Annotated in this window: 10 protein-coding genes; 4 read left to right on the top strand and 6 right to left on the bottom strand. The window is 65.4% G+C overall.

Features of this window, described 5'->3' with window-relative positions:
• Positions 1-15 precede the first annotated feature (15 nt).
• From CXY91_RS06495 to CXY91_RS06480, 4 genes are read right to left on the bottom strand one after another with little or no spacing between them, the layout of a single operon-like run.
• Positions 16-747 (bottom strand): ABC transporter permease, encoded by a 732-nt coding sequence (locus CXY91_RS06495; protein ID WP_100960776.1) that lies wholly within the window; start codon positions 745-747, stop codon positions 16-18.
• A gap of 29 nt (positions 748-776) precedes the next feature.
• Positions 777-1,523 (bottom strand): ABC transporter permease, encoded by a 747-nt coding sequence (locus CXY91_RS06490; protein WP_100959812.1) that lies wholly within the window; start codon positions 1,521-1,523, stop codon positions 777-779.
• A 3-nt stretch (positions 1,524-1,526) separates the two neighbouring features.
• A complete protein-coding gene (locus tag CXY91_RS06485) occupies positions 1,527-2,369 on the bottom strand; it encodes an ABC transporter ATP-binding protein (RefSeq protein ID WP_091835387.1) in 843 nt (280 codons plus the stop codon).
• Positions 2,366-3,355 (bottom strand): ABC transporter substrate-binding protein, encoded by a 990-nt coding sequence (locus tag CXY91_RS06480; protein WP_100959810.1) that lies wholly within the window; start codon positions 3,353-3,355, stop codon positions 2,366-2,368. The genes CXY91_RS06485 and CXY91_RS06480 overlap by 4 nt, the downstream gene beginning before the upstream one ends.
• Positions 3,356-3,902: 547 nt before the next feature.
• Here CXY91_RS06480 and CXY91_RS06475 point away from each other — a divergent pair.
• Positions 3,903-5,858 carry a glycosyltransferase gene (locus CXY91_RS06475; RefSeq protein ID WP_158673288.1) on the top strand — a complete coding sequence of 652 codons (1,956 nt, stop codon included), beginning with the start codon at positions 3,903-3,905 and terminating at the stop codon, positions 5,856-5,858.
• Here CXY91_RS06475 and CXY91_RS06470 read toward each other — a convergent pair.
• Positions 5,803-6,396, bottom strand: a complete 594-nt coding sequence (locus tag CXY91_RS06470; RefSeq protein WP_100959806.1) for an SCO family protein — start codon at positions 6,394-6,396, stop codon at positions 5,803-5,805. The two genes, CXY91_RS06475 and CXY91_RS06470, sit on opposite strands and share 56 nt — an antisense overlap.
• A 32-nt stretch (positions 6,397-6,428) precedes the next feature.
• Complete coding sequence (locus CXY91_RS30055) at positions 6,429-6,605, bottom strand: hypothetical protein (RefSeq protein WP_158673287.1); 177 nt, start codon at positions 6,603-6,605, stop codon at positions 6,429-6,431.
• Between the two features lie 323 nt (positions 6,606-6,928).
• On the opposite strand from CXY91_RS30055, the gene CXY91_RS06465 reads away from it, so the two are divergent.
• From CXY91_RS06465 to CXY91_RS06455, 3 genes are all read left to right on the top strand, one after another.
• Positions 6,929-8,875 carry a PrkA family serine protein kinase gene (locus tag CXY91_RS06465; protein WP_100959804.1) on the top strand — a complete coding sequence of 649 codons (1,947 nt, stop codon included), beginning with the start codon at positions 6,929-6,931 and terminating at the stop codon, positions 8,873-8,875.
• Positions 8,876-8,950: 75 nt separating this feature from the next.
• Positions 8,951-10,255: a YeaH/YhbH family protein gene (locus CXY91_RS06460; RefSeq protein ID WP_100959802.1), complete on the top strand. Its 1,305-nt coding sequence runs from the start codon at positions 8,951-8,953 to the stop codon at positions 10,253-10,255.
• 11 nt (positions 10,256-10,266) lie between these two features.
• The gene (locus CXY91_RS06455; protein ID WP_100959800.1) at positions 10,267-11,823 is read left to right on the top strand and encodes a SpoVR family protein; all 1,557 of its coding nucleotides are present in this window, start codon (positions 10,267-10,269) and stop codon (positions 11,821-11,823) included.
• Positions 11,824-11,830: the final 7 nt, after the last annotated feature.

Here is an 11,830-nt window from a genome sequence, read left to right as displayed (position 1 = left end):
GCGCCCAAACGGGCCCTAGCGGTGCGTCAGCCGCCGGTCGAAGCGCATCATCAGCGCATTGCAGGTCACCGCGAAGACGGTCAGCAGCAGGGCGATCGCCATGATCGTGTCGATCTGGCCGAGATTGATCGCGCTGGTCAGCAGGAAGCCGAGGCCGCGCTGCGAGGCGAACATCTCGCCGATCAGCACGCCGAGCAGCGTCAGCGAGAAGCCGAGCCGAACGCCCGAGATGATCTCGGGCAGGATCGCCGGCATGATCACGGTGAAGGCGTTCTGCACGGGCGAGAGCCGCATCACCTGCGAGGTCCGGCGATAGACCGGCTTCATCTGGCGAATCGCATTCATCGAGAACAGCGTGATCGGAATCAGCCCATGCATCACGCCGAAGGCGATCTTGGCGGAGATGCCGAGGCCGAAGCAGAGCAGCACCAGCGGGTATAGGACGACCTTGGGGATCGAGTAGAGCGTCGTCAGGATCGGCTCGGCGACATTGCCGGCGAGCTTGCGCACCCCGAGCACGATGCCGAGCGCGATGCCGCCGAAGAGCGAGATCGCGAAGGCGGCGACGAAGGCCCGCATGGTCTCGGAGATGTTGAGCCAGAACTCGCCGGTCACGAGCAGGGACGCGAGCTTCGCGACCGTCGCCGCCGGCGAGGCCAGCGAGGAGGCGCCGACCAGGAGATGCAGGCCCTGCCAGAGGACAAGAAGAGCGAGGAGGACGAGGAGCGTGCCGGCGGAGCGTGGCATGAGAGCAGTCGCGAGGCTTGGCATCGGCATCACCTCTGCCTGCGCGCCTGGAGGCGCCGGTCGATCACATTGAGGAAGGTGTTGACCACGGTGACGACGATGAGGACGAGCAGCATCAGCGCGTACATGTGCCCGTTCTCGAACAGGTTGTAGGCATAGGCGATGGCATAGCCCACACCGGCGCCCGACAGGATGAACTCCGAGGCGATCACGCCGATGAAGGAATAGGCGACCGAGAGCTTGACCCCGGTGAAGAGATAGGGCGTCGCAGCCGGCAATTCGATCAGGAGCGCGGTCTTGACCCGCGACATCCGGTAGATCTGGCCGGTCTTGCGCAGCACGCGCGGGATGCGGTCGAGCCCGTTCAGCGTCGCCGTGACCATCGAGACGACCGCGAGCAGCACCGCGATCGCGATGATCGAGGCGGAGCCGACGCCGAACAGGGTGATGAAGATCGGATAGAAGACGAAGGTCGGGACGGCGTAATAGCTCGCCAGCAGCGGCTCGATCGCATTGCGCAGGCCCGGCAGCGAATAGATCACCACGCCGGCGGCGAAGCCGAGCAGAACCGAGAGCACGGTCGAGATCGCGATATTGGTGAAGGTGATGCGGATATCGGCCGAGAACTGCCCGGAGGCGAGGATCCTGCCGAGCTCGACCACCATGTCGGATGGGGCGATCATCACCATGCGCGGGATGATGCCGACGCGGCAGAGCGCCTCGACCAGCAGGATCATCGCGGTGACGACCGCAACGCGCAGCCATTTCTCGGACATGGCTCAGGCCTTTCCGGCCGACATGATCTTCAAGGCCTCGATCCGGAGCTTTTCCCAGAGGCGGGCGGTGATGTCGCCGAAATGCGGGGTCGAGACGACGCGGCTGTCGCGGTCCCGCTCCCAGCCGGTCTCGACGAAATCGATGAAGGTGCCGGGCCTGGTCGACATCACCCCGACGCGGTCGGAGAGCATCGCGGCCTCGTCGAGCGCGTGGGTGATGAGCAGCACAGTGGCGGAGGTCTCGCGCCAGAGCCGCAGCAATTCGTCGCCCATCAGCAGGCGGGTCTGCTGATCGAGCGCGCCGAAGGGCTCGTCGAGCAGGATCAGGCGCGGTTGCAGCACCAAGGTACGGGCGATGCAGACACGCTGGCGCATACCTCCGGAGAGCTGCGCCGGATAGGAGGCGGCAAAGTCCTTCAACCCCATGAAGCCGACGGCGTAGTCGACGCGGCGGTTGATCTCGGCCGGATCGACTCCGGCCCGGCGCAGGCCGAAGGCGACATTGTCGCGGACATTGAGCCAGGGAAAGGAGGCGTCCTCCTGGAAGACGACGCCGACGCCGTCGGGAACGCCCTGGATCGGCTTGCCTTCGAACTCGGCCGTGCCGGCTTGCGGGGCGCTGAGGCCGGCGAGGATGTCGAGCAGGGTCGACTTGCCGCAGCCGGACGGGCCGACCACCGAGAAGAACTCGCCCTTGGCCAGATCGAGATCGACCGGGCCGAGCGCATGCAGGGTCGATTTCGGGAGATCGAAGACCCGGGTGACGCCGCGCAGCCTGGCATGGGCCGGGGCGGCGGCAGCATGGGGCGCGAGCGGCACGACCTTGGCCCCCGATGCCGCGCTCATTGCTTCGCCTGGAGGTCGGCGGGCAGATAGGACTTGTCGAGCACGGTCGCCCAGTCGACGTCGCTCTTGACCTCGCCGATCAGCTTCAGGCCCTCGACCATGCGGTTGAGCTCCTCGACGTTGAACTCGCCCTCGCTCCACATCTTCGGCGGGATCATGTTGTCGACGGCTTCCTTGGCAATCGGCGCGTCGAGCTTATAGAGCTTCTCGATGATCTTGGCGGTTTCGGCCGGGTCCTTGTAGATCGCCTGCACGCCGGCGCGGCGGCCGGCGATGATCGCCTTGAGCTTCTCCGGGTTTTCCTGCGCGTATTTGCGCGTGGTGATGCCGACCGAGGTGGTCATCGGCTTCAGGACGTCGCCGGCCTTGTAGAGCGTGCGGTACTTGTCCTTGCGGATGATCGATAGCGGCTCGATCAGCACCGAGCCGACGACGGCGTTCTGCTCGAGCATGGTCAGCGCCGGGACATAGCCGCCGGCAGCGACGCGCTGGACCTTGCTCTGGTCGACGCCCTTCTCGCGCAGCACCATCAGCAGCAGCATCTCGGAGACGGATTTGGGCGAGGTGATCGCGACCTTCTTGCCCGCGAGGTCCTCGACGCCCTTGAGCTCGGAGTTCGGCATCACGACCATCGAGGCCTCGGCAACGCTGCGCGTGCCGGTGTTGACGATGATAAGGTCGAGCCCCTGCGCCTTGGCGGCGAGCGCGGCGGAGACGGCGACCTCACCATAGGGAGTCGCGCTGGCAAGAATGTTGCGCACGGTGGTGCCGCCGCCGCCCGAGCCGATGATGCCGGTGATGGCGATGCCGGCCTGCTTGAACAGGCCCTTCTCCATCGCCACCGCATAAGGCGCGCCATAGAGGCTCGCACCCCATTGGGTGACCGAGATCTCCTCGGCGCGCGCCGGCGCCTGCAGGGAGAGCACGGCCGCAGCGGCGATGGCCGCGAGACGATTGAACGGAGTCAGGCCAAGCCAAGCGGTCATGTCACTCTCCCATTATGGCTGGCCGCCGATCGTTATCGTTGCAGCAGCCGGACATTCACATCCAAATTTCATTTGTATGCAAACAACGATCTCAACGGATTTCAAGCTTGTCAAGCGATTTGAGATCGACCATTTGCAAACTGCCGACGGCAGCCCGGAGCGAGACTATCGCGCCCGATCTCGTTCGCAACCGCGAAGTGAAATGGCACTCGAGCGCCGCCGCGCCGCGCAGATTCGCCGAGAAATGAAAGAGTTGGATAGACCACAGGTTCTATCGCGGCTCGGCATCGCGCACAGGCCAGGCCGCTCCCGACTCGCGGATCGGCGGCAGTTCGATCACTGCTGCGGGAAACGGCAGGCTCGCCTCATTTGTATGCAAATGATCTGGGGTGGCTATTTCGTCCCGCCCCGACGCTGACGGCGCCGCCTTGTCGAAGCGGACAATACGACGGTCTCTCGCGCCCGACTCGACTCTGACGCACCGTTAAGCAACCATAAGTTGCTGCCGCCTGCGGGAGCGCTCAACTGCGACCCCTGGGGGATGGGGATGGAAGCCTTAGCTTGGCCGCGCGCCGACGCCAGCGCGGTGCGTATGCTCGGCCTGCCTGCCGAGATCGCCTTCCTCGCCGATCATGGTGTGCCGCCCGCAGAATTGCGGGAGGCCGCCCGGCTCGCGGAGCGGATCGGCGTGTCCCCGAGCCGTCAGGTCATCGCCTCCGGCCTCGTCGAGGAAGAGGAGTTCTACCGGGCGCTGGCTGCCGAACTCGACCTGCGCTTCCAGCCGCATGCGCCGCCCTTGCAGCGGGGCGGCGACGTCGCGGCTATCCTGCGCGAAGGCCTGGCCGCCACGCGTGTCCGCCCGGAAAGTCCCCTGCGCTTCGCGGCCGCGCCCCCGCCGGGCCCGGCCTTGCGACGCTTCTTGTCGGCCGGCGCCCGGGCTCGCGAGGATATCGTCGTGCTGCCTCCCGCGGCGCTGGCAGTCGAGCTGCGGCGAACGAACGCCGGACCCATCACGCGCGCGGCGGCCTGGCTGGACGAGGCCGGGCTAAGGCGGTTCAGCGCACGCACCGGAAGCAGCTGGCTGCAGAAGGGCTTTGCTTGCCTTATGGTCGGGCTTCTGTCCTGGTTCGGCACGCTGGCCCCTCTCGCGACCTTGACCGGCCTCGGCCTCATGCTCGGCCCCTTGTTCTTCGGCGCCGTGATCCTGCGCTTCGCGGCCCTGGCCGAGAAGCCGGCGGCCGATCTGTGGCGCGACCATCGCTGGCAGATCGATGACAGCCGCCTGCCGGTTTATACCGTCGCCGTGCCCATCTTCGGTGAGGAGGCGGTTCTCGACCAGCTCATCCAGGCGCTCGCGGCGCTCGACTACCCCGCCGCCAAGCTGGACATTCACATCCTGGTCGAGGAGATCGACTGGAACCTGCGGCGCGCCCTCGCAACCCGCACGCTGCCGCCTTTCATGCAGGTCACGATCGTGCCGCGCGGCCAGCCGCAGACCAAGCCGCGCGCCCTCAACATCGCCCTGGCCGAAGCGCGCGGCGAGTTGTTCGCCATCTTCGACGCCGAGGACATTCCCGACCCGCGGCAGCTGCGCCTGGCCGCCGCGCGCTTCCTGCGCTCCGATGACGACCTCGTCTGCCTGCAGGCCCATCTCGTCATCGACAATCCCGAAGACAGCTGGCTCAGCGGCTGCTTCGCCCTGGAATATGCCGGGCTCTTCGACGTGCTGAATCCCGGCCTGCTCGCCGCCGGACTGCCGATCATGCTCGGCGGCACATCGAATCATTTCCGCACGCAGGCACTGCGGCGCGTCGGCGGCTGGGACCCCTGGAATGTGACGGAAGACGCGGATATCGGCTTCCGGCTCGTGCGCGCGGGCGGCTACATGGCCGACCTGCCCAGCCATACGCTGGAAGAGGCGCCGCGCGATCTCCAGGCCTGGCTGAAACAGCGCCGGCGCTGGCTGAAAGGCTATCTGCAGACGCTGATCAGCCACATGCAGCGGCCAGACCGGTTGGTTCGCGAAGCCGGGGTCGGCGCGACCCTGACGTTCCTGGTGCTCACGCTGGGTACCCTGCTGGGAACACTGCTCCTGCCGTTCCTCGTCGTGATGACAGGGGTCGCAATACTGCGCGGTTCGCTGCTGTCGCCGAGCACGCCTTTGGACATGTGCTTTTCGGCGCTATCGCTCGGCCTTGCCGGCTGCGGCCTCCTGACGATGTTCCTGGTCCCGGCACTCGGCGCCAAGCGGCGCGGCGCTCCCGATCTGTGGCGCCGCCTCTGGCTTCTCCCGCTCTACCATCTCGTGACCTCGCTCGCCGGCTGGCTGGCGCTCTACGACTATGTCGACGACCGCTTCGGCTGGCACAAGACGGCGCATGGGCTGGCGCGCTCGTCCCGCTATCGTGGTCCCGCGTCGAGCGGCCGAGCAGCCAGGCCTGGCGAACTCACAGATGCCGCAGCCACTCCTGCGCCGCCTCTGCCGGCGGGCGCTCGATATTGAAGGCGCCGACGAAGCCGCCGTTCTTATCCATCAGATAGACCAGAGCGGTGTGGTCCATGGTGTAGTCGCCGTCCTTGAGCGGCACCTTGCGGGCATAGGCGCGATAGGCCTTGACCGCGGCGTCGATCGCGGCGCGCTCGCCGGTCAGCCCGATGATGCGCGGGTCGAAGGAGCCGAGATAGCTCTTCATCGTCTCGGCGGTGTCGCGCTCGGGATCGACGGTGACGAAGAGCGCCTTGAGCTTCTCGCCCTTGGTCCCAGCGGCGCGCAGCACCTCCGAGATCTCGAACAGCTTGGTCGGGCAGATATCGGGGCAATGGGTGAAGCCGAAGAAGACCAGGAAGGGCGCGCCGCGCAGGTCCTTGTCGGTCAGGGTCTTGCCTTCGGCGGTGGTGAGGGCGAACGGCCCGCCGACGCTGGACGCCAGGCTCTGCCCGCTCTGGCGCGAGGCCGGAGCGAAGGTGACGAAGGCGGCAGCGGCGAGCGCGGCGGCGCCAAGCAGGAAGACCAGCAGGGGCAGGAGCAGGCGGCGGTTCACGGGAAGACCCTCGAAGGCGAGTGGAACGCCGCTCAGAAGCAGGCAAGGAGCGCGGCGATCAGCCCGTCGGTGAACAGCCGATCGCCTTCACGCCACCAGAGCAGCAGGCCGGCCGCCAACAGGAGCCCGAAACCGCCGGCGAGCAGCCAGAGGCCCGGGCGGTGGCCCGGAGCGGCGTCCTGAGTATCGGTCTGCGGCGCTGCGCTCATCGCCGCAATCTAGCGCCACGCATGGTCGATCGGAAGCGGCGTTCATGCCGCAGGGATACTCCGACTTCCCATCTGCGCGATCCCTCTTGGCGATCCCGCTCAGCCACCCCACATGACATCATAGGCGCGCAGGCTGGCGCCCATCTCTGGCGTGGACGCGAAGAGGTGAGTTGAGGATGGGTCGCGTCAGCGTTAGGGGCAGGGCCCAGATGCCCGGCGGCCGTCAAGGCGCCCCTTATCGGCCAGGAACTTGCAAGTCTATCTGCGGTTGATTGTTCAGGGGCATTGTCGGCAAAGCCGGCTTGCGCTGGAGGGCTACCACGATGGAACGAGACGGCGAGGTCTTCCGCTTATTTTCCGAGGATTATCGAAGCTATTCTCAGGAAGAGATGAGCCTGCAGGAATATCTGCTCGCTTGTCGCGAAGACAAATCGATGTACGCGTCCGCCGCCGAGCGCATGCTCGAAGCGATCGGCAAGCCGAAGCTGTTCGACACCAGCCAGGACGAGCGCCTGGGTCGGATCTTCTCCAACCGGACGATCAAGATTTACCCCTCCTTCGCCGATTTTTTCGGCATGGAGGATACGATCGAGCGGATCGCCGGCTATTTCCGCTACGCCTCGCAGGGCCTGGAGGAGCGCAAGCAGATCCTTTATTTGCTCGGCCCCGTCGGGGGCGGCAAATCCTCGCTCGCCGAGCGGCTGAAAAAGCTGATGGAGGAGCGTCCCTTCTACACGCTCAAGATCGGCGACCAGATCAGCCCGGTGTTCGAATCGCCATTGGGCCTGTTCCGGCCCGATCGCATGGGCGATCTCTTCGAAGACAAATACGGCATCGCCCGGCGGCGCCTGACCGGCCTGATCTCACCCTGGGCATCGAAGCGGCTCGACGAGATCTCGGGCGATATCGCCAAGTTCCGCGTCGTCAAGCTGACGCCCTCGCGCCTGCGCCAGATCGGCATCGCCAAGACCGAGCCGGGCGACGAGAACAACCAGGACGTCTCGACCCTCGTCGGCAAGGTGGACATCCGCCAGCTCGAGAACTTCAGCCAGTCGGACCCGGACGCCTATTCCTATAGCGGCGGGCTGAACCGGACGACGCAGGGCCTGCTCGAATTCGTCGAGATGTTCAAGGCGCCGATCAAGGTCCTGCACCCGCTGCTGACCGCGACGCAGGAGGGCAGCTACAACGGCACCGAGAATTTCGGCGCCTTCCCCTATCAGGGCATCGTGCTGGCCCATTCCAACGAGTCGGAATGGCTTCAATTCAAGAACAACAAGAACAACGAGGCCTTTCTCGACCGCATCCTGGTGGTCAAGGTGCCCTATTGCCTGCGCGTCACCGAGGAGCGGCAGATCTACGAGAAGCTGCTGCGCGAGAGCGAGCTCGCCGGCAGCCCCTGCGCGCCGGAGGTGCTCGACCTGCTCAGCCGCTTCTCGGTCTCGACCCGGCTCAGCGAGTTCGAGAATTCGCCGCTCTACACCAAGATGCGCGTCTATGACGGCGAGAACCTGAAGGAGGTCGAGCCCAAGGCCAAGGCGATCCAGGAGTATCGCGACGCCGCCGGGGTCGACGAGGGCATGACCGGCGTCAGCACGCGCTTCGCCTTCAAGATCCTGTCGCAGACCTTCAACTACGACACCGAGGAGCTCGCCGCCGACCCGGTGCACCTCATGTACATCCTCGAGGGGGCGATCAAGCGCGAGCAGTTCCCGAAGGAGACGGAAGCGGCCTATCTCGACTTCATCAAGTCGGAGCTGGCGACGCGCTATGCCGAGTTCATCGGCCACGAAATCCAGAAGGCCTATCTCGAATCCTATGGCGAATACGGCCAGAACCTGTTCGACCGCTACATCGCCTATGCTGACGCCTGGGTCGAGGACCAGGACTACAAGGATCCCGACACCGGCCAGATCCTCAACCGGCAGGTCCTCGACAACGAATTGTCGCAGATCGAGAAGCCAGCCGGCATCGCCAATCCCAAGGACTTCCGCAACGAAGTCGTGAAGTTCACCTTGCGCGCCAGGGCCAGGAACAACGGCCGCAACCCGTCCTGGACGAGCTATGAGAAACTGCGCGAGGTGATCGAGAAGCGGATGTTCGGCCAGGTCGAGGACCTGCTGCCGGTGATCAGCTTCGGCTCCAAGCAGGACAGCGTGACCGAAAAGCGCCATCACGGCTTCGTGCAGCGCATGGTCGAGCGTGGTTATACCGAACGCCAGGTCCGGCGCCTGGTGGACTGGTACATGCGCGTCAACAAGGCGGGCTAAAGCATCGGCCCGAAAAGTGGGGTGCGGTTTTCGGACAAAGCCGATGCAAAATCAGAATGCCGGCCGGAGCCTGCCATGCCGATCTTCATCGATCGCCGCCTGAATCCGAAGGACAAAAGCCTGGGCAACCGCCAGCGCTTTCTGCATCGCGTGCGGGCGGAGCTGAAGCGTAGCGTCCAGGAGCAGATCCGCTCCGGCAAGATCGCCGATGCGGACGGAGAGCATGCCGTCTCGATCCCGGCGAAGGGCACGAGCGAACCAAGCTTCCGCGACGCGAGGAACAGCGGCCGGCGCCAGCATGTCCTGCCCGGGAACAAGCAGTTCTCGCCAGGCGACAGAATGCCGAAGCCGGGCCAAGGCAGCGGAGCGGGCTCGTCGCCCGGCCTGCAGGATTCAGAGGACGACTTCCGCTTCGTGCTGTCGCGCGAGGAGGTGCTCGACCTGTTCTTCGAGGATCTCGAGCTGCCCGACATGGTCAAGCTCGCCCTGAAGGAGATCATGGCCGCCAAGCCGCGGCGGGCCGGCTTCTCCACCGGCGGTTCGCCGACCAACATCAATGTCGGCCGCACCATGCGCAACAGCCATGGCCGGCGCATCGCCCTGCAAAGGCCCAAGCGCGCAGAGGTCGAGGCGATTCTCGCCGAACTGGCGCGAATCGAGGCCGAGGGCACGGATGCGGTGGGCGCCAAGGCCGCGGCCCTGCGCGCCGAGATCGACCGGCTGGAACGCCGGCGCCGGGTAATCGCCTTCATCGACCCCGTCGACATCCGCTTCAACCGCTTCGAGGCGCAGCCCCTGCCGAACGCCAACGCGGTGATGTTCTGCCTGATGGATGTCTCCGGCTCGATGGGCGAGCGCGAGAAGGACCTCGCCAAGCGCTTCTTCGTGCTGCTCCACCTGTTCCTGAAGCGGCGCTACGACCGAACCGAGATCGTCTTCATCCGCCATACCCACACGGCGCAGGAAGTCGACGAGGACACCTTCTTCCTGAGCACGCAGAGCGGCGGCACCGTCGTCTCGACCGCGCTGGAGGAGATGCAGCGCGTCATCGCGCAGCGCTACCCCAGCAAGGACTGGAACATCTACGTCGCGCAGGCTTCGGACGGCGACAATTTCGCCAGTGATTCCGAGCGATGCCTGCGCCTGCTCGACGGCGAGATCATGCGTCTGTGCCAGTATTTCGCCTATGTCGAGATCATCGACGAACGCGAGAGCGAGATCTTCGGTTCGACCGACAACGGCACCTCGCTCTGGCGCGCCTATCTCAAGGTCAAGGAACGCTGGCCGAATTTCGACACGACCCGCATCGCCAAGGCTGCCGACATCTACCCGGTCTTCCGCCAGCTCTTCACCCGGCAGCCGGCGCGGCCGCGCAACTGAAGGACGCGCCGATGCCCAGGCACGCGCACCGACCCGATCTGCTGTTCACCGGCTCGGACTGGAGTTTCGGAACCTTGTCGCATGCCTATGACGTCATCGAAGCGGTGGCGAAGGAGGAGCTGCGGCTCGACATCTACCCGGTGCAGATGGAGGTGATCTCCTCCGAGCAGATGCTCGACGCCTATTCCTCGATCGGCATGCCCCTGATGTATCGCCACTGGTCGTTCGGCAAGCACTTCCTCCATCACGAGCTGCACTACCGCAAGGGCGGCCGCGGCCTGGCCTATGAGATCGTCATCAATTCCGACCCCTGCATCGTCTATCTGATGGAAGAGAACACCATGGCGCTGCAGGCGCTGGTGACGGCGCATGCGGCCCTCGGGCACAACCATTTCTTCAAGAACAACTATCTGTTCCGGCAGTGGACCGACGCCGACGCGATCCTGGGCTATCTCGATTTCGCCAAGAGCTACATCACCCGCTGCGAGGAGAAGCACGGCGTCGCAGCCGTGGAGGCCATTCTCGACGCAGCCCACGCGCTGATGGACCAGGGCGTGTTCCGCTATCGCCGCCCGCCCAGACTCTCCTCCGAGAAGCAGCGCGAGGGCCTGCGCGAACGGCTGGAATATGAGGAACGCTCCTATAACGACCTCTGGCGGACGCTCCCGCGCCAGGCGGATGGCAGCAAGGCGGCGGCAGCGGAAAATGCGGACCTGATCGCCGAGCGGAAGAAGGCGCTCAACCTGCCCGAGGAGAACCTGCTCTATTTCCTTGAGAAGACCAGCCTGATCCTCGAGCCCTGGCAGCGCGAAGTCCTCAGGATCGTCCGCGTCATCGCGCAGTATTTCTATCCGCAGCGGCAGACGCAGGTGATGAACGAGGGCTGCGCCACCTTCGTGCACTACACCGTGATGAACGCGCTGTTCGATCAAGGCCGGATCGGCGAAGGCGCGATGCTGGAGATCCTGCGCAACCATTCGAACGTCATCTTCCAGCCCGGCTTCGACGATCCCCGCTTTTCCGGCATCAACCCCTATGCGCTCGGCCTCGACATGATGCAGGACATCAAGCGCATCGCGACCGAGCCGACCGCGGAGGATCGCGACTGGTTCCCCGAGATCGCGGGCAGCGGCGACTGGCGCACGATCCTGCTCGACGCCTGGGCCAACCACCGCGACGAATCCTTCATCCGCCAGTTCCTTAGCCCGGCGCTGATCCGGAAATGGCGGCTGTTCCTGCTCTCCGATGCGGCCAACGAGTCGTTCTACAGCGTGGCTTCGATCCACAACGAGCGCGGCTATCGGAAGATCCGCGCCGCTTTGGCCCAGCGATACGACATCGGAACGAACAACACCGACATCCAGGTCGTCGATGTCGACCTGCTCGGCCAGCGGCACCTGCGCCTGCAGCACAAGGTCCGCGACGGCATCGTGCTGGATGGCGGCAGCTGCGAGGCGACCCTGCGCCATGTCCAGCGGCTCTGGGGCTACGAGGTCAGCCTGCAGGGCATCGACGCGCAGACAGGCGCAACGGTCTATGAACGCTCCAGCAGCCAGCTGGCGCAGTGACCAGCGG

It is taken from the genome of Allobosea sp. FBZP-16, from assembly GCF_002831785.1.
Lineage (GTDB): Bacteria > Pseudomonadota > Alphaproteobacteria > Rhizobiales > Beijerinckiaceae > Allobosea > Allobosea lupini.
This window is presented reverse-complemented; position numbering and strand designations above follow the sequence as displayed.